17 protein-coding genes are annotated in these 17,901 nt (G+C 70.9%); 4 read left to right on the top strand and 13 right to left on the bottom strand.

Features of this window, described 5'->3' with window-relative positions:
* Positions 1 to 69 precede the first annotated feature (69 nt).
* The gene (locus tag ACFYX0_RS27415) at positions 70 to 816 is read left to right on the top strand and encodes a hypothetical protein (RefSeq protein ID WP_388973960.1); all 747 of its coding nucleotides are present in this window, start codon (positions 70 to 72) and stop codon (positions 814 to 816) included.
* 24 nt (positions 817 to 840) lie between these two features.
* Complete coding sequence (locus ACFYX0_RS27410; protein ID WP_355920840.1) at positions 841 to 975, top strand: hypothetical protein; 135 nt, start codon at positions 841 to 843, stop codon at positions 973 to 975.
* On the opposite strand, the gene ACFYX0_RS27405 is transcribed toward ACFYX0_RS27410, so the two are convergent.
* From ACFYX0_RS27405 to ACFYX0_RS27385, 5 genes are all read right to left on the bottom strand, one after another.
* Positions 951 to 1,532, bottom strand: coding sequence for a hypothetical protein (locus tag ACFYX0_RS27405; RefSeq protein WP_388973958.1), 582 nt, complete (start codon positions 1,530 to 1,532; stop codon positions 951 to 953). The two genes, ACFYX0_RS27410 and ACFYX0_RS27405, sit on opposite strands and share 25 nt — an antisense overlap.
* A 200-nt stretch (positions 1,533 to 1,732) precedes the next feature.
* On the bottom strand, positions 1,733 to 2,674 hold the full coding sequence (locus ACFYX0_RS27400; protein ID WP_388973957.1) for a DUF6924 domain-containing protein: 942 nt from the start codon (positions 2,672 to 2,674) through the stop codon (positions 1,733 to 1,735).
* A 165-nt stretch (positions 2,675 to 2,839) separates the two neighbouring features.
* A complete protein-coding gene (locus ACFYX0_RS27395) occupies positions 2,840 to 3,928 on the bottom strand; it encodes a barstar family protein (RefSeq protein WP_388973955.1) in 1,089 nt (362 codons plus the stop codon).
* A gap of 72 nt (positions 3,929 to 4,000) precedes the next feature.
* A complete protein-coding gene (locus tag ACFYX0_RS27390; protein WP_388973953.1) occupies positions 4,001 to 4,609 on the bottom strand; it encodes a DUF6817 domain-containing protein in 609 nt (202 codons plus the stop codon).
* Complete coding sequence (locus ACFYX0_RS27385; protein ID WP_388973951.1) at positions 4,609 to 5,502, bottom strand: ketopantoate reductase family protein; 894 nt, start codon at positions 5,500 to 5,502, stop codon at positions 4,609 to 4,611. Before ACFYX0_RS27385 ends, ACFYX0_RS27390 begins: the two co-directional genes overlap by 1 nt.
* A gap of 187 nt (positions 5,503 to 5,689) precedes the next feature.
* Here ACFYX0_RS27385 and ACFYX0_RS27380 point away from each other — a divergent pair, with 187 nt between their 5' ends.
* The gene (locus ACFYX0_RS27380) at positions 5,690 to 6,592 is read left to right on the top strand and encodes a LysR family transcriptional regulator (protein ID WP_388973949.1); all 903 of its coding nucleotides are present in this window, start codon (positions 5,690 to 5,692) and stop codon (positions 6,590 to 6,592) included.
* 12 nt (positions 6,593 to 6,604) lie between these two features.
* Here the strand turns inward: ACFYX0_RS27380 and ACFYX0_RS27375 are convergent, their stop codons facing one another.
* The 8 genes from ACFYX0_RS27375 to ACFYX0_RS27340 all read right to left on the bottom strand — a co-directional run bounded on the left by ACFYX0_RS27375 (position 6,605) and on the right by ACFYX0_RS27340 (position 16,562).
* A complete protein-coding gene (locus tag ACFYX0_RS27375) occupies positions 6,605 to 7,492 on the bottom strand; it encodes a maleylpyruvate isomerase family mycothiol-dependent enzyme (protein WP_388973948.1) in 888 nt (295 codons plus the stop codon).
* 5 nt (positions 7,493 to 7,497) lie between these two features.
* Positions 7,498 to 8,376, bottom strand: a complete 879-nt coding sequence (locus ACFYX0_RS27370) for an NlpC/P60 family protein (RefSeq protein ID WP_388973946.1) — start codon at positions 8,374 to 8,376, stop codon at positions 7,498 to 7,500.
* A gap of 209 nt (positions 8,377 to 8,585) precedes the next feature.
* A complete protein-coding gene (locus ACFYX0_RS27365) occupies positions 8,586 to 12,470 on the bottom strand; it encodes a helix-turn-helix domain-containing protein (protein ID WP_388973944.1) in 3,885 nt (1,294 codons plus the stop codon).
* Between the two features lie 153 nt (positions 12,471 to 12,623).
* Positions 12,624 to 12,989 carry a hypothetical protein gene (locus ACFYX0_RS27360; protein ID WP_388973942.1) on the bottom strand — a complete coding sequence of 122 codons (366 nt, stop codon included), beginning with the start codon at positions 12,987 to 12,989 and terminating at the stop codon, positions 12,624 to 12,626.
* Between the two features lie 160 nt (positions 12,990 to 13,149).
* A complete protein-coding gene (locus tag ACFYX0_RS27355) occupies positions 13,150 to 13,983 on the bottom strand; it encodes a sterol desaturase family protein (RefSeq protein WP_388973940.1) in 834 nt (277 codons plus the stop codon).
* A 1-nt stretch (position 13,984) separates the two neighbouring features.
* Complete coding sequence (locus ACFYX0_RS27350; protein ID WP_388973938.1) at positions 13,985 to 14,698, bottom strand: FadR/GntR family transcriptional regulator; 714 nt, start codon at positions 14,696 to 14,698, stop codon at positions 13,985 to 13,987.
* A gap of 441 nt (positions 14,699 to 15,139) precedes the next feature.
* The gene (locus ACFYX0_RS27345; RefSeq protein ID WP_388973936.1) at positions 15,140 to 15,961 is read right to left on the bottom strand and encodes a class I SAM-dependent methyltransferase; all 822 of its coding nucleotides are present in this window, start codon (positions 15,959 to 15,961) and stop codon (positions 15,140 to 15,142) included.
* Between the two features lie 64 nt (positions 15,962 to 16,025).
* Complete coding sequence (locus ACFYX0_RS27340) at positions 16,026 to 16,562, bottom strand: ArsR/SmtB family transcription factor (RefSeq protein ID WP_388973934.1); 537 nt, start codon at positions 16,560 to 16,562, stop codon at positions 16,026 to 16,028.
* A 99-nt stretch (positions 16,563 to 16,661) separates the two neighbouring features.
* Here ACFYX0_RS27340 and ACFYX0_RS27335 point away from each other — a divergent pair, with 99 nt between their 5' ends.
* Positions 16,662 to 17,891: an MFS transporter gene (locus ACFYX0_RS27335; protein WP_388973932.1), complete on the top strand. Its 1,230-nt coding sequence runs from the start codon at positions 16,662 to 16,664 to the stop codon at positions 17,889 to 17,891.
* Positions 17,892 to 17,901 lie beyond the last annotated feature (10 nt).

Below are 17,901 nucleotides of genomic sequence, written 5' to 3'. Positions count from 1 at the left end.
GCCGTTAAGGTCACTCCGAGCAGGGGTTTCTCCTCCGGCACGTGCGAAACGGGAGCCATTGTGGCCGAGATGCCGATAACGACCACCTTCGTCACAACTCCGGCGATGGTGCTCCGCTCCTATCGGGCGTGTGCTCGGCGGGGGTACATCCAGCGCTTGGTGATCACCATCGGGCTTCTGGTCGTGGGCGGGGGCATGTGCGCGGCCGGACTCGCCGGGGTTCGCGGCGTTGCCCCTTTCGGCGCGGCATTGATGCTCTGGGGAGCGGGATTCTTCCTGTTGCGCGAGCGTTCGGTCCGGCGCCAGCTGGCGCCCTACCTGGCGGGTGAGCGGGAGGTCACGGTCACCATGACGGATACGGAGTACCGAACTCAGGGCGCGGACCGGTCCACGTCCCGGACGTGGACGACGTTCCGGAGTGTCTCGCGTGTCGGTGACTTCTGGGTGCTGCGCGTGTCACCGCAGATGGCCATGGGCTTGCCGGTCGCTGCTTTGAACGAGCAGCAGACAGCGGCTTTCCTCGAACTGCTCCGGGACAAGGGGCTCGACCGGACGATGTCCCCCCTGGCGGCAGACACGGCGATCGGTGGCCTGCGCATGCGCCCTGGCTGGGTCCCGTTCGTGACCGTCCTGCCGTGGACGGTGGCGCTGTTCGTCTTCCTCCGGCTGGGCATGGGCTACATCTGGCCGGTGAGTCTCGGAGTGCCGGCCCTGTACACGGTGTATGCCTGGGTGACGACGGCGCGATCCGTTCGCAGAAGGACCGCCGCTGAGCTTGCGGCCCGCTCAGCCGTCTCGGAGGACAGTGCCGCATAGTAGTTCCCCGCGGTACTTGTGCCCGTGAAGGGCGAACACGCCGCCACCGGCGCGGGATTGCCGTCGCTCTACGACATCCCCGCCGGGCACTGGCTCCATCTGTGGACGACCATGGTCAAGGCCATCAAGGCGTGTCAGGCGGACAAGTCGGTGGCGTAGCCGATCTCGGCGGCCGCAGCCGCGACGGTGCTCAGGGACACGGTGCTGTTCAGGGCACGGACCGTTTTCCGGTCGAGTGGGCGGAGGTCGTACACCCGGCGCACTGCGGCGATGTTCACAGGTATTTCGTAGTAGTCCTCGGCGAACTCCTTGAACTTTTCCGGCGTGGGGGTGGTGAGCAAGTCGAACAGCCAGTCGGCCCCATCGGGGTCCTGATACCCCTCGGGGAAGTCGATCTCTCCCGCTGCCCACCGATCGCTCCCCGCCTCCCGCCACAGGCAGGCGGTCACGCTGGGGATGCCCCCGTCCGTGAAAGCCGGCTCCAGGACGTGGTGCGCGAAGACCCGGGGAACCGAGTCCGCGACCCCCGGCCACGGGACGCCGTTGACATGGGGACTCATCGGCGACTCGTGGTCGAACCCCCGGACATACACACCCGCCTCGGAGAAGATGACGTCGAACTCGTCGCCGGAGCCGTTGCGCATCGACGCGATCTCCTCCGTCTCCGACCACTTCGCGCTGAACGAGTAGTAGCGCTCACCATCCGGATTGAGCACCGCCTCAACCATGGCCATCGACCGACAAAGATCCCGAAGCACCGGGACGTCGGGAAGTGATCGGGCTACATCATGAACAGTCATGAGGGCATCCAACCCGACGCCACTGACACTCTTCGCGCGCGCCTTGTGCACCCAGGCAGGTGATGGGTGGCAGCAGACCTGCCTGAGTGACAGCTGTCGGGCTTCGGCTCAGCCGATCACTCCTCCCACCACGGCTCGACGCCCTCCTCGGCGACGAATTCGTGGAAGTCCATGTTGCTGATGTCCAGATTGCACGCCATCGATCCGACGTTGCGGCACGGAAGGACGGCGGGCTGTCCCGGGATGTCGTACAAGTCGACGGCGGTCAGGGGGCGGCCCGGCTCCGCAAACGTCCTGGCGTCGGCGAGCGCGACGAGTGTGGTGTGCTCCTTGGGCGGGACCAGTGCCGGGACCTGGCCTGGCGTGAGGCCCTCGAAGGCTCGGTCGTCGACGACCAGCGCCGTCAGTGGGAACTCGTCCGGGTCGACTTCGTCGACGTCCACGTCCGAGCCGACCCAGCCGCTCTCGTCGGCACCGCCCAACTCGTCGAGCAGGGCGCGCCAGCCGTCCTCGTCGTCGAAGGAGGTTCGGACCAGCAGGACCGCGTCGGTGGAGGGCAGTACCGGGAAGGACCGGCGGGCCGGCGTCGTCGGCGCGGGGAAGGCCGGGCGGCCACCGTCCCCCTGGTACTTGCCGTACCTGTCCATGTCGCGCACCAGGTCGTCGAATGTGAGCGTGCCGCCCAGCAGAGCCGCCAGGGTCTCGTCGAGCCGTGCCGACGGAATCCGGACGCCGCGTCCGGGTATCGCCCCCAGGTCCACCAGCAACGGCCCGTCCCCGCCGTACACCACAGGGATGTCCGCCAGGACGACGACCGGCGGCAGAAGGTCGGAGCCCGGGACGAGCGCCGGCACGTTACCGCCGTGCAGGTAGTTCCACCCGCTGCCTTCGACCAGGTGGAGCCGCACCCCGCTGTCCCCGAGAACGAGTACGTCGTCTTCTCGGCGGCCCCCGATCTCGTCGAGCAGACTGCCCCACAGGGCCTTGTCCTCCTCGTAGCACGTGCAGATCAACAGCACTTCACCCGGCGCAGGCTGGGGAAGCTGGGGAAAGGACATGGCTCTCCTTCGGAGGACTGGCGCGAGCACCAGGACACTAGCTCACCGGTTCAGCCGATGTGCAGGCGAGTTGATCAGGTCGGGTCCGAAGGTTTACCCATGGGCCGATGGCGTCGACTCGCTTGGTCCGGACTCGGGCGCCGCGACGCTCGACCCGGTCGCGCGTCACGCCAGGGTGACGCGCATCCCGCCATCGGCCAGGGCGTCGAGGGTCTCGGTGAACAGGTCGAAGTGACGGCCGTCCGGTGTGAGCTTTCGGGACAGGTGCTCGCGCGCGGTCGCGGAGTTTCGCCAGAGCAGGGTTGCGGGGGCGGTGTAGCCGAAGGTGCCGCGCAGACAGTCGTCGAGGGCGGCCAGGCAGCCGCCGAAGTAGCCACCCGGACCGTTCACCGCCTCGCCGAGTGCCAGGTAGAGGCCAGGGACATCGGTGATGTGCCGGCCGTCGAGCTCGTAGGCGTGACCGGCCGGCCGGTCGTGGCGCTCGCGTCGGCAGATCCGCCGCCGGACGAGGTCGAGCCAGGCATCGCGTTCCCGTGTGTCGAGGTCCGACCAGGTGCCGAGGGTGCCCGGCGGCCCGGCAAGCCACCGCTCCCAGAGGGAACGTGCGTATTCGGGGACGGGTGCGAACTGCTCGCCGTCCAGTTCCAGGTCGATCAGATCCCTACCGTGGGCAGATGGGCGCCAGCCGCGGATGGTGGACCACAGCAGCAGTTGGGTGAGGGGCTCCCCCCGATCGTCCCGTAGCTCCAAGGCGACCTGCTCCAGGTCCAGCGCCCGCCGTGTGCCCTTCACCAGCGCCCGCCGCAGTTCCTCACCCGGGGCGAGACCACGCAGGACGAGCGGAGGCGCGGGCTGCTCGGACGGCACGATACGGGTGAATTCCTGGCAGGAGCCCAGCCATCGGTACTCGTCGTGGACCCGGACGAAGCCCCGGTATCCCTCGGGCGGACCCTCGTAGTCGTCCAGAGCGGTGAGCACCAGACCGTCCGCGCCGGGGCTCCGCTCATGGCTCTCCGTGTCCTCCAGGAGCCAGGGTTCCAGTGCCTGGTCCTCCGGGACCAGCCACAGATGGCTGCCCATCCAGGCGCCACGTGCCTCGGCACCTTCCGAAACCCAGCCGAACAGTTCGTACGTCCCCCGTCGGGGGTGCCCGAACAGCCCGTCCGCCTCGGCGCACACACCCCAGACATGGCCTTGCTCCCCGTCCGTCAGCGTGTAGCGCGCCTGTCCCCGATGGTCCCTGATCTCATGCACGGGGGAATCATGCTCGGAACGGCGTCAGAAGGTGAACTTCATTTCTCCTGGGTGGTCAAGTTCCTCTCAGGTTCACGCACTCCGGTCGGCGGACGGTGCCAACTCCGCGCACGACTGCCACGCCGCAGGGGACAGCAGGTCCCGTGTGTCGGCGAACAGCCCGTACAGGTCCGGGCCGTAGCGCTGTGCCAGTTCGGCGTTGTGTGTCAGCACGTCGAGCTCGTTCGCGGCCGTGATCTCCAAGAACGCGCGTATGTCGGGCTCAGGCGGTGTGTATTCAGCGTCCGTGAAGCGGTCGCGGAAGACGACCGGCCGTGCTTCGGACAGGCGCGGGTACACGACACCTCGGTCGCAGCTCGCGTAGAGGTGGACCAGCTTCTCGGCGCGGTCGCCGATCAGCTCGGCGAGCACGGGGCGCTCGGTGGTGCTCAGCAGTGTCTGATCGAACCCGGCGGTTCCGTACGACGCGTGACACAGCCCCGCGACCTGCACGTCCGGTTCGGCGCCCCATTGGTTCAACAGCCGTGCCACGCGGACCAGGTGTTGCAGAAGCGTGCCCCCGGGGTGGGGCATCCGGTCCGCGCCTCGGGCGGCCAGAAAGCTTGTGATCTCCGGCCGGTCCGGCGCGCCGTCGGGGCCGCCCGCAGGAGGATGTCCGTCGGGTGGGGGAGGGGGCTGCATCACACCTCCTGACGTGCCGCGCGAGCCACCTGCGCCACCAGGCGTGCCGTGACCGGGGTGTCGACGCCATGGGCGGCTGCTGCGCGCAGGACGGCTCCGCCGATGGCGTCGAGTTCGAGCGGGCGTCCGGCCTCGGCGTCGCGTTGCATCGAGGACTTCATCGTCTGCGGAGCGCGGTCGAAGAACGAGAGCACGGCATCGGTGGACGCGGCGGCGCCCGCCGCCTGTGCCACGGCGGTGATCTCGTCGAGGACGGCGAGCAGTTCTGCTCGATGCTCCGTGCGGACGGTACCGACATCGGTCCGGTGGCAGGTGGTCAGCAGGGCGAAGGGCGCGAGGAAGGTGAGCTTGTCCCAGAGCATCGCGCTCTCGTCGTCGCGCAGGGACACGCCGAGACCGGAGCGGCGCAGACTGTCCGTCAACTCCAGGACCAGACCGGCCAGTTCGATGTCGGCGAAGGGGCTGGTGTGGACGATGTGTCCGGGTGCGGTGCGGGTGGCCTCTACCCTGATCGTCCCGGCGACGACCCGGGCCTTCGGGTAGCGCGAGCGGATCACGGCGAGGTGGTCCAGGCCGTTGAGCAACGGAATCACGACCGCATCGCCGAGGACGTGGGGCGGCACACGGTCGAGCGCCGCCACGAGGGCGGTCTGTTTGACCGTCACGAACAGTACGTCCACCGGCTCGCGCAGTTGGGTGTCGGCCTCCACCGGCGCGGTGAACCCACCGTACGGCGTGCTCTCGATGCGTAGACCCTCCCGGCGCAGTACGGCCGCGGTCGCCTCGCCGGCCAGGCAGACGACGCGGTGCCCGTCGCGGGCCAGCAGCCCGCCGACCAGGGCGCCGATGCCGCCCGGGCCGAGGACGGCCACCGTCGGATGGGAAGTGCTCATGTGGGCTCCTGTCCTTGGGAGAACGATGTGTTGTGGGTCGGCACCCGCCCTGCCTCCGCGCGTCCGGACCGCGGTGGAAGCACGGGCGGGTTGCCGCCCTGGGCCCTGCATCGATGATCAAGCCCCCTGGAACCCCAAGTCAATCCAGGGGTTTGCTGGGGAGACCCCAAGCAATACCTTGGGTCTCGTGACACTCGACGATCTTCGCGTCTTCGCCGTGGTCTGCCGAACCGGCTCCCTGAGCGCAGCCGCCCGCGATCTGACCTGCACACAGTCCGCGGTCAGCCAGCATGTGAAGCGGCTCGAGCGCGAGATCGGCCTCAGTCTGCTGGAGCGCCGGCCACGGGGCGTCGTACCGACCCCCGCAGGGAGACGGCTGCACTCGGCGGTCACGGACGGTCTCGGGTGCATCGACCACGCCCTGCGGCAGTTGGAGGAACTCGCGCACGAGGACGGCGGATCGGTACGGGTCACCACCGGGGCCACCACCGTCCGGCACTTCATGGCTGCCGCGGTCGTCGACTTCCGTCGGCGCTTTCCCCAGGCCAGCCTGGAGTTCCAGACCGAACCCTCCAGCCGTGGCTGCTTCGACGCCCTCGCCGCCGGCAGCGCCGACCTCGCCTGGGTCACCCTCGGGCCCTCGATCCGTTCCGCCGAGCAGCACCCCGTCGTCGAGCTCCCCTGGGCGCTCGCCGTCACAGCGCGGGACCCGCTGGCGGGCAGAGCGTTCATCGAGCCAGCCGATCTGCAGGACGCCCGGCTCATCGGGCTCCCGGAGAACTCGACCGCGCGCGCCCAACTCAGCTCCTGGCTCGCCGAGTCCGGGATCCGGCCGGTCTTCGACACCAGTGTCACCGACTGGGACACGGCCATCCTGCTCGCCGAGCTGGGGCTCGGTCATGCCGTCGTCCCGACGTTGCCCGACTGGAGCGGCCCCGGACATCCGGACCTGCGGCTGATCCCGATCCCCGCGCTCCCGCCGCTCGCCGCGGGCTGGGCGGTGCGTCGCTGGGACGCCCTCTCCCCGCTCGCCCGCGCCTTCGCGGAAGGCGTCGCACGCCACTGCCGGAAGCGGCCCGGCATGCCGTGACCAGGGCGTGCCTCAGGACCAGCCAGGGGCCGGAGGGAGCGGCCACGCCGGTGGGGTCGGCAGCGGCAGCTCCGAGCGGAGGGCCGTGTCCCCGCCACGGCCGGAGAGCCAGGCGAGGAGGGCATGGCCCGAACCGGTGACCGTCTGGCCGGTCGGAGCGAGGGACCAGGCACGGTCGAGGTCGGGGGCCTCGATCCGCGCGAGGGGGAAGTCACGTGCGGTCAACGCGGCGACGGTGTCGTCGAGAGCCCAGACGACGAAGTCGACGGGCCAGTCGGCGGTGGTGTGGCCGAGGGACAGATCGGCGTGGTGGATTTCGAGTTCGCGTCGCGCGCGGTGGAGGGTGAACCATGCGGGGTGGCGCCAGCCGGCCAGGGCGGTGACCAGGGTGGACCAGCGCCCGGTGGGCATGGCGGTGGCCTCGTCGAGCAGCCGGTCCATGCTGTCGTGCAGATCGGCGACGAGCGTGGCGGCGTCGCGTCCAGCCCCGTCGCGCAGTGCGCGCGCCAAGGCAGGGCCGTCGGCGCGGGGCCCGGGCTCGATGCCGGTGCGGGCCAGGTGGAGCAGCCACCGGTAGGCGTCAGCGCTGCGCGCGACATGGGTGATGACGTGTCCTCGGCTCCAGTCGGCCAACGCGGACGGCTCGCGGGCCTGAAGGTCTGTCAGCTCGCCGAGACCGGCAGCCAGACGTGCGGCGGAACCCCGGACGGAATCGAGGAGAGCGGTCAGGTCTGCTCGGGTGAGGTAGGTGGTCGCGGTCACGGGCCGGTACTCTACGGCGGCCCGGCACGTGCCGACGCTGTAGAGCCGGACCGATGCGCACACGGCGTCGTGGGCGAGGCGGCGCGGCGCGGCGCCCTCGCGGGCGCCGCGCCGGGCAGCTTGCGCTGCCGTCGTCACTCGGTTCAGGACGCGCAGGTGGGCACGCCGTCGAGCCAGGCCGGGCCCTGGATGTAGATGTTGGTGACCCAGGCCCGGTAGTCGGGCAGATAGGACCAGGCGTCGTTGGTGTATCCGTCGACGGTGACGAGTTCCGCGTGCTTCTGGCACTCGACCCGGATCGTGGTCGGACCCGGGAAGGCGTACACCCGTGTCGCCTTCGTGGACGGCTGGTCCTTCGTCCAGACACCGGTGCCCCACGTGTGGAGCACATGCCCGGTCACCGCACCGGTGTTGACGCGCAACGCCCCGAAGTAGTCGCCGTTCAGGCGGACATTACTGACCATCAGTTTCGTGCCCGACTGCCGTGCCTCGACCATCTTGCCCGCGCCCAGGTAGATCGCGATGTGGTGGAGGTCCTGCGACGTGCCCCAGGCGAGCAGGTCGCCGGGGAGCAGCGGGGCGAGACCCTGAGCGGCCGTGAAGCGGGCGGCGGCGCGGGGCGTGTAGTACTGGGCGCTGGCGTCGCCGTTGAGGATGTCGGACCCGGCGGCCTGTGCGTAGGCGTAGCGCACCAGCCCCGAGCAGTCGAAACCGCGCTGCTCCGGGTCGTGTTCGCTGGCCGGGTCGGTCGGGTCGACCTGGCCGTAGGTGGCGCCGGGCTGCGCGCCGTGGCCGCCGCCCCAGCTGTACCAGACCCCTGCCGCCACCTGCGCACAGGCCGCCGTGATCGCCTGCTCGGCCGCCGCGGAGGCGCCCGGTGCCAGGACGGCGCACCCTTCGTCGGCTCGTGGAGCGGTGGTGGCGGGTGTTCGCTCGGTCGCCAGGGCCGACGGCGCGGACACCCAGGTGACAAGGGTGAGTACGCCGATGATTACGCCGATGAGACCGGTCCTGTCGCGCATGCCGGTACCCCGTTCGTGTCGTGGATGTGCTGTGGTCGCGAGCGGATCCCCGCCGCGGCGCAGGCCGTTCGTGGCGCCGGTGTGCGGGTCCGCATCGGCGTCCAGGCTGCCGATCGGCGGCCCTGCCGGTCGACGCCGACGCGGCACCCTCTTCGGGAAGGCGACGGGAAACCCTTGGGAAACCCCCGCCCGTCACGGCGGACGGAGGCTCAGGTGTGGCAGCAGGCCTGCCGGACCGACACGCCGGAGTCGGGTGTGAGCCCCGCACTCGAGTTGCGGCCCGCGGACTCGAGCAGCCGGCAGACCTGGGCCAGCCGCGCGGAGAGGTCCAGGTCCCACAGCCGTACCGTTCCGTCGTTGCTGCTGCTGGCCACCGTCCGCCCGTCCGGGGAGAAGACCACGCCCCACACCGCGTTGGTGTGACCGGTCAGGGCGGCCCAGGCGTGTCGCCCCCGTACGTCCCACAGCCGCACCGTCCGGTCGCTGCCGCTGCTCGCGAGCAGACGGCCGTCCGGTGAGAAGGCGATGCCCCGCACCGCCCCGGCATGGCCGGTCAGGGACACCTCCGGTCGCCTTCGGCGCAGGTCCCACAGGCGTACGGTGCCGTCGTTGCCGCCGCTGGCCAGCGTGTGCCCGTCGGGGCTGTACGCCACCGCGCGCACCGCACCGGTGTGGCCGGTGAGCGTGGCGGTGGGACGGTGGGTGGCCACGTCCCACAGCCGCACGGTCAGATCGTCGCCGGCGCTGGCGAGGGTGCGTCCGTCGGGACTGAAGGCGACGTCGTTGACGTAGTCGGTGTGCCCGGTGAGTACGGCGAGGGGGCGCTGGGTCGGCACGTCCCACAGACGTACGGTGCGGTCGGATCCCGCCGATGCCAGCGTGCGGCCGTCGGGGGCGAACGCCACGAACACGCTTCCGCGGTGGCCTTCGAGCGTGCCGAGCGGGCGGCGGTCCGCAACGTCCCAGAGGCGTACGGTGCCGTCGGATCCCGCCGACGCCAGCGTGCGGCCGTCGGGAGCGAACGCCACCGAGACCACGCTCTCACGATGGCCGGTCAGGACGGCCAGCAGCCGTCGCCGGGCCACATCCCACACCCGTACCGTGTGATCGGTGTCGGCGGTGGCCAGCAGCGTGCCGTCCGGGCTGTAAGCGGCGTGCGAGACCTCGGTGAACGGCGGTGCGGCGAGCGCCCGGCCCCTGAGGTCCCACAGCACGACGGACTGGTCGAAGCCCGCGGTGGCCAGCAGGGTCCCGCTGCCGTTCACGGCCACACCGAGGACGTAGTCCGTGTGCCCGGCCAGTGTCGCGGTCGGCCGTCCGCTGCGTACGTCCCACAGCCGCGTCGTGCCGTCGCCCCCCGCGCTGACGACGCTCGCACCGTCGGGCGTCCAGGCGACCCCGTTGACGTCGTCACCGTGTCCGGTGAGTGTCGCGGTCAGCCGGCGCGTCGCCACGTCCCACAGCCGTACGGTCCGGTCCACACCTCCCGTGGCCAGGCTGTGCCCGTCCGGTGAGAACGCCACGCCCAGCACCTCGTCGGTGTGGCCGCGCAGGTCGGCCAGGGGGCGGCCCGTGTCGGTGCTCCACAGCCGTACGGTGCGATCGGATCCGGCCGAGGCGAGCGTACGGCCGTCAGGGGCGTACGACAGCGCGGTGACGGTTCCGGAGTGACCGCGGAGGACCGCACCGGCCCGGTGGCCGGGCCCGGTGTCCCACAGCTGCACCGTGCCGTCGAGGCCCGCGACGGCGAGCGTACGGCCACGGGGATCGAAGGCCACCGCACGGGCGCCCGCGGTCTGTTCGGGCAGCACGGTCTCGGTCCGTCGGCCGTCCGTGAGCCACAGCCGCACGGGACCGTCCGTCGAACTGGCCGCGAGAACACGGCCGTCGGGGCTGAAGGCGACCGAGCGTACCCGCCCGGGCAGGGCGAGCGTCGCGATGATGCGGTGGTCGGACAAGCGCCGCAGCTTCACGGTTCCGTCGGAACTCGCCGTGGCCAGCAGCCGGTCGTCCGGCGAGAAGGCGAGAGCGTTGGCCGGCCCTCGATGGCCGCCGAGCCGACTGGCGAACGGCTGGGCCTGGGTGCTCAGGAGTGCGCCGCGTGCCTCGGCCGTGGCGCGGGCCCGGTAGGCCGCGACCGCCAGCAGCATCGAGGCCTCGGGCCGGCCGCCGGCCAGTGAGGTGGACTCCAGGGCGAGGGCCTGTGAGCGGGAGAAGTGCTCCTGGTTCAGCGCTGCCGTGCGCTGCTGATAGGCGAGGCCGCCCGCGGCCAGGGCGAGTCCGAGCAGGACGACGAGCGTGGCCAGCATGGCATCGCGCAGCCGCTCCTGACGCCGGGCCCGCCGCCGCCGGGCCTCCTCCTCGGCGCAACTCGCTCGCAGGAACGCCTTCTCCGCACGGCTCAGGCGGCTCGAACCGTCCAGTTCATCGGCCCATGAGCGCGCCGTGTCCAGCCGGGTTCCCCGGTACAGCGCGGAGGCGTCGCAGCCCTCGCGCTCCCAGTCCGCGGCGGCATGGGCGAGCTGCTGGTGGATCAGGAGCCCGGCCCGGTCCGCATGGATCCAGTCACGCAGTCGTGGCCAGGCGTGCAGCAGCGCCTCGTGGGTGATCTCGACCATGTCGTGGTCCACGGTGATCAGCCGGGCCCGTACGAAGGCGTCGAGCGCCGTCGCGACCTCGTCCGTGTCGCCGAGCTGCTCCATCAGGACGCTGCGGCTCGTACGGCGCCGTGTCGCGCCGGTGTCCTTGGAGACGTGCACCAGCCGGGACAGGATGCGCCGGATCGTCCGCTGCTCGGCCGGGTGTAATCGGGCGAACACGTCCTCGGCGGTGCGGGCGACCGCGCCCCGGATACCGCCCGCGCGTTCGTACCCGGCAACGGTCAGGGTTGACTGCTCGCGGTACTGCCAGGTGGCCAGCAGCGCATGGGACACCAGAGGCAGCAGCCCGGACGGAGTCTGCTGGACTTCCGTACCACCGGGGCCGTCCGCGTCAGGCTCCTCGCGCAGCCCGGCGTCGCCCAACAGCAGCGGGACCAGACCGGGTTCGAGCGTCACGCCCGCGAGTTCCGCGGGGCGGGTGACCGACTCGCGCAGCTCCGCGACCGACATCGGAGGCAGCGCGAACAGCCCGTCGGTGAACACCGAGGCCAGTTCCGGCAGTTCCAGACATCGCCCGGAGAAGTCGGCCCGCAGCCCGAGCACGACCACCGCGGGGTCGTACGCGGGCCCGGAGAGCGGGGCGGTGGCCAGGGCGGACAACACCCGGGCGTAGGCGCGGCGTTCGCCCTCGTCCGTACAGAGGGTGAACAGCTCCTCGAACTGGTCCACGAGCAGCACCGGGCACACCGGCGGCGGCCTGCGGTCGTCGAGGGCGGACTCCGGCCGCCCCGCGTCCGTCATCCGGCGGACCGCGTCCAGCAGCGCCCGGGGCCTGTCCCGGAGTTCGGCGACGCTCAGGCGCAGGTCGCAGCCCAGCGCCTTCGCCGTGCTCTCCAGCAGCTCCTCCAGCGGGCGCGCCGTAGGAGTGAGGGAGACCACCGGCCAGCGGTCCGCGCCCGGCATGGGAAAGCGGCCCGGGCGCCCGAGAGCGGGCACGAGCCCGGCGCTGAGCAGCGAGGACTTGCCCGCACCCGACGGGGCGACCAGCATCAGCGGCCCGACGCCGATGCGCTGGAAGAGCCGCTCGACGAGCGCGGCCGTCGCTCGTTCCCGGCCGAAGAACCACTCGGCGTCCTGCGCGGTGAACGCCGACAGGCCGCGATAGGGGCAGGCCGCCGCGCCGATATCGTTGTCACGGACGTGTTCCCGGGCGGTCGCCGCCTCCGCCAGCGCGAGCAACTCGCCCTCGGCGGCGAGAATGCGGTCGCAGCGCCGGGCGACATCGACGGTCGGCGGCTTCGCCCCCGTCTCGATCTTGCTCAGATAGCCCTTGCTGTAGTGGGTCTGCCGGGCCAGATCCGCCAGGGACAGTCCGCGTTGCCGTCTCAACCGTCTCAGCCGGGCGGCGAAGGACGGGGTGGTCGTCCCCGGTCCTTCCCCTTCGTTGCCGTCATGATCGTGTGCCTGCTGTGGCTCCCTCAAGGCGTCCCCCATGGCATCCCCGTGCCCGTACCGTGAGAAGGCGGGTGCCCAGGTTACGTTCCGTGCGGGAGCCGAGGCGAAGCACTTCACTCGTAAGTGGCGCAAACGCGCGCTTCCGGAACCACCCGGGCAGGGGCGGTTCCGGAAGCGCGTGTGCGGTGCCCGTCAGGGCCGGTTGAGCGTGATGGAGTTGATCGGCGTCAGATCGGCCCACACACCCGTCTGCTGAGCGAACGCGGCTCCGCAGCCCTTGCCGTCGTATCCTGTGCACAGGCTGGCGGTGGCTCCGCCGTACTGGTTGTTGAGGACCCAGTGCCATCCGTACTGGTTGCTCAGGTTGTGGGGGCCGTAGCTGTAGAAGATCTGGCTGGGCGATACGGCCGGATTCTGGTTCTGCGGGTAGACGCAGACCGCGCCCGACGGGCAGCCGGCCCAGTCGGCCGCCGGCTTGGCCTGGGCCGCACCGCCCAGTGCCACCACAGCCGCAGCGGCGGTCGCGAGCGCGGCGGCGCCGCGGAAGATGCTGCGCATGGTCGTTCCCCTCTTGCTGTGCCCTGCGGAGCGCAGGACGTGCTTGGTGCTGACGGCTCCAGCCTGGGCACGTGGCAAGGCGGGGTCGACGGGTTTCCCGTTGCCCGATGCGGCGGGCGGCGGGGAAACCGTCAGACGCAGGGACTTTCGTGGGGGCACGTCACCCTTCGGCACCCGGGGACCAGCCGGGCGGGCCGAACAGATACCCGGCGCGATCGCGCCAGCGGCGCGCCGCACGGACGTCGCGCCAGGCCGCCGCGTACTCGTGGAAGGCCACCCGCAGCGGGTTGTACGTGTCGATGTTCTTCGTCAGCCCGTACACCGCCCGCTCGCGCTCGGGCTCGAAGGTGCCGAAGAGCCGGTCCCAGACGATCAGGATCCCGCCGTAATTACGGTCCAGGTACACGCGGTTGGAGCCGTGGTGGACCCGGTGGTGGGACGGGGTGTTGAAGATCCACTCCACCGGCCGCCACAGCTTGTCCACCCGTTCGGTGTGCAGGAAGAACTGGTAGATCAGGCTGACGGACTGCTCGAGCAGGATCATCCAGGGCGGGATGCCGACCAGCGCGAGGGGCAGCCAGAACGGCAGGGTGGTCATCGGGGTCCAGCTCTGCCTGAGGGCGGTGGACAGGTTGTAGTGGAGGCTGGAGTGGTGGACCACATGGCTCGCCCACAGCACGCGCACCCGGTGGTGGGCACGGTGGAAGGCGTAGTACGCGAGGTCCTCGGTGAAGAACAGCAGGACCCAGGTCCATCCGGAGGCGGGTGAGAGGTGCCATGGCGCGACGGTGAAGACGGCCGCGTACGCGATGACCGTCACCGCCTTCCATGGCAGTCCGATGACCTGGCTGCCGGCTCCCATGGACATGCTTGTCGCGGTGTCGCGCAGTTCGTAACCGCGCTCGTCGTCGTCCGGGAGGAAGCGGTAGGAGAGAACCTCGACGACGACCAGGAGCACGAACGCCGGTATCGCGTAGACCACGGCCGGGATCACGTCAGCGCACCGCCTTTCGGAGCACCGCGGGCACGCTGCGGGACAGCAGCTCGCGCGCCAGCAGCTCGGCGGCCTCGGCCTCACGCGCCGCGATGTGTCCCGCGAGCCGCACATGGGCGTCCACGTCGAGGAGTTCGGCCGTCCGCAGGGCCCCGGGCACCTCGGCGACCGGGAGCGCCCCGTCCACCAGGCTGTTGAACGCCAGCAGATAGGCCACGTTCCCCGAACCCTCCACGATCAGCCGCCACCAGGCGACGTCCGCCGCGCCGAGTTCCGCCAGATCGGGCCCGCTCCGCGCGTAGCGGCCGGTGGCCTCGACGATCTGTGCGGCGGCGAGCTCCGAACACCGGATGGCGCACAGCCTGGCCGCGTCGGCACCGATGCACGCCCGCATCTCCAGGGCGTCCCGGGCGAGGTCCTCCACGGAGGGCCCGGCGTCGGCCGCGGCGATCCCGACGGCCAGGTCAAGACCGGCGGTGCGCCGCCAGTCCTGGACGAGGGTGCGGCCGCCGTGGCTGACCTCGACGAGCCGGGCCTGCTGAAGCCGTTTGACGGCCTCACGGACGGCATGCCGGTTCACCCCGTACTCGGCCGCCAGATCCCGTTCGGCGGTGAGCGCGGAGCCGGGCGCCAGCTCATCGCCAAGGATCCTGTCGCGCAGCAAGGCGAAGAGCTGGTCGGAGACCGCCTCACGCCGGATGTGTCGCTGGGTCATGGCGATCAGGGTGGACACGCCGGGGTCAGTGGTCAACTGGTTGGACCAGATTTTCTCCCCTCAGGATTTCGCCGACTGCCCTGGCCTGCCGACGAACAGATGCACCGCCAGGGCGGGGAGCTGGGAAGATGGGGCGTCAGCCGGGTCAGCCGGTGGTTGTCGGGGATGGCCGTGGCCCGGGCTGCCAGTGCCGTTGAGCATCATGACGGCCATCACCAGCGGAGTGGCTGGGCTCGGCGACCCAGGAGGTCCGTATGGGGATCGAGCTGGAACTGCACTCGGGGATTCCCTCGCGGGGCAGGGCGTCATCGCGGCCGGCGTTGCGAAGCGCGTTCACGGGGCGGCCCTCGCGAACCGTCCTTGAGTAGCCGTCTTGATGCCCCAAGGTCCCCTTCCCAGCGGCGGGCCCGGAGCAAGCCAGTCGCAAGCCAGGCCTGGTCGTCACGCGCAAGTCGGCTTGCGAGCCAACTCGTAGGCGAAGCTGACGGTTTCGCTGAGTCGGCGGTCGGCCGCATGGGGACCGAGTTCGGTGGCAAGGTCGGCGTCGAACTCGTCGGCGCGGTCCGCGAGTACTGGGGGCGACAGGAACGACGTCGACCGGATGTGGCCGGCGAGCTCGCTGATCGTCCAGGGGTGGTCGCCGGAGAACTCGTGGCGTCCGGCGAGCTCGAATCCGACCCGGGACAAGACGTCGTGGTCGGGATCCTGCTGCCGGGGCCGATCCCAGCCGGGCGGTACGCGGCCGGAGGCGCCGAGCTCGTTCCGCCACTTCTGCAACAGGCTGTCGAGCGTGCGCTGCCAGTCCTGAGGACCTGCCCACGGCGAGGTCGACCAGCACAGCGCGAGGCAGCCGCCGGGCTTGAGCCAGGAGTAGGCGAGTTGGGCGATCTGGTTGCGATGGAGCCGGTGGAAGGCATTGCCGATGACGATGAGCTCGAAGCTGACCGGCCGGACGGGCAGATCCTCGGCGCGGGCGGTGACCGTGCGGATGTGGTGCACATCGGCAGCGGTCGCCTTGGCGCGGACCAACTCGGTCATGCCGGGCTCGGTGTCCACTGCCCATACCTCCGCGAACCAGCCGCGCAGCGGGAAGGCGAGCTGGCCGGTGCCGCAGGCCAGGTCGAGCAGGCGTCCGCGCCCCGACGGAGCTGCCCGGCGTACGAGGTCGGCGATCATCGCGTCGGGGTAGGGCAGCCGGAACCGGTCGTAGTGTCCGGCCGTACCCCGGTACAGGTCGGGATCGAACTCAACCTCACCGCTCATGCGACCACCATCGCACGGCGGCGAAGGGTCAGATGTGGTGCATCACGCGCCGCGAGGGATCGCCCTAGTCCCGCCCGCTGGTCGATCCGTCCTCATGCGTCCGCTCCCGCAGAGGGAAGGCCGCCATGGTGACGCCCAGGGGGATCGTGCCCGGCGTGTGCGGGGGGCGTGCGGCCTGGTGGAGGTCGGCGGCGAGCTCGGCGAGCCGTTGCCGGACGTTCTCCCAGGTCTCGGGGTCCACCCACAGCTCGGCGTCGACGGTCACGCCCTCGCTCGCCTCGCGTCGGCGACCGGCACGTTCCCGGAGGGTGTGCGCCATGGTCTCGGCCAACATCGGGGTCCCGTCGTGCTGGTCGGACAGCGGCGTGCCGTGGACGGTGCGATAGCGGCGCTCCCTGCCGCCGCGGCGCATGCGTTCCTCCGCCAGCTCGACCAGGCCCACCGTGTCCAGGCGCCGTAGATGCTGACTGGCCAGCGCATGCGAAATGTCCAGCTCGCGGGCGAGTTCGGCGGCCGACATCGGCCCCGGCCACATGAGGCTGAGCATCCGGAGCCGCACGGGATGGGCGAGTGCGCGCAGTACGGGGTCGGTATCGGTCACGCAGGCCAGTAAAGCGCACGCAGCCACCATGACGCCCCTACCATCAAGCAAATGATTGGGGGTAGGTTGACGCGGACGGATGCACCGAAGGGGGAGGGCATGAGCTGGACCACGCTCAAGGTCTTACGAGACCGCAACGCGGGACTGTATCTGGGCGGAGTGATCGTCTCCGGTTTCGGTGACTCAGCCATGTCTCTGGCCGCCGGTATCTGGGTCAAGACGCTCACCGGTTCCAACAGCCTCGCCGCGCTCGTCGGCTTCTGCATCTGGCTGCCGACCTTTGCGGGACCCGCGATCGGCACGGTGGCGGACCGGGTTCGCCGCCGTCCGCTCCTGGTCGCCACCAACCTGGTTCTGGCCGCCGTCATGCTCGCGCCGCTCGCCGTGCGCTCGCAGGGCGAGGTCTGGCTCCTGTTCGCCGTGCTGACCCTGGTCGGCATGGGCATGGTCCTCACCGACGCGGCCGAGACCGCCCTGGTCGCCGCCGCCGTGCCGGACGAGCTGCGTGGTGACTTCAACGGCCTGGTACGCACCGCCATCGAAAGCACGAAGCTCCTCGCTCCGCTGGCCGGCGCGGGTCTGTTCACCGGGTTCGGCGGGCCGGCGGTGGCCTTGCTCGACGCGGTCAGCTTCGTGCTGGCCGCGGCTGCCTTCAGGCTGCTCCGGGTACGGGAACCTGTGCCTGGAGCCCGCGCCAGGCGGGCGTGGGCCGCCGAGACCGCCGAAGGCGCCAGCTATCTGTGGCAGCACCCGGTGCTGCGCTCGCTGGTCGTCACCGGTGCAGCGGCCATGGTCCTGTCCAGCGTGAGCAGCACGGCCACGTACGCAATGCTCGACGCCGGGCTCCACCGATCCCCGGCCTTCGCCGGTGTGCTCACCCCGATTCAGGGGCTCGGATCGGTCGTCGCCGGCCTGGCAGCCGGTGCGCTGATGCGCCGGATGTCCGAGCGCGCCTTCTCGGCGGCCGGACTCACGCTGTTCGCGATCGGTGTGCTCGCGCGCGCAACTCCCTGGCTGCCGCTGGTACTTGGCGGCAGCCTGGCGATCGGTCTGGGCCTGCCCTGCCCGCTCATCGCGGCGCTGACAGCCGTCCAGAGGGAAACCCCGTCCCATTTGCTCGGCCGCGTCGCGGCCACGACCAACACCTTGATGTACGCACCCACCGGCCTCGCTCTGCTCGTCGGCACGGGAATGGTCGCCGGCCTCGACTACCGCGTGCAGACCCTCCTCGCCGGCACCCTGGGCCTCGCGGTGGCAGCCACGCTCGTCATGACGGCCCGCACCACGCGGCGTGCGGCACTGGCCGGCAGTACACGGACTGATGGCTGATCGTTCGACC

The sequence above is a fragment of the Streptomyces sp. NPDC002573 genome, from assembly GCF_042889625.1.
In the GTDB taxonomy this organism is placed as follows: domain Bacteria; phylum Actinomycetota; class Actinomycetes; order Streptomycetales; family Streptomycetaceae; genus Streptomyces; species Streptomyces gibsoniae.
The sequence above is the reverse complement of the archived record's forward strand: the minus strand, read 5'-3'. Positions and strand labels throughout refer to the sequence as shown.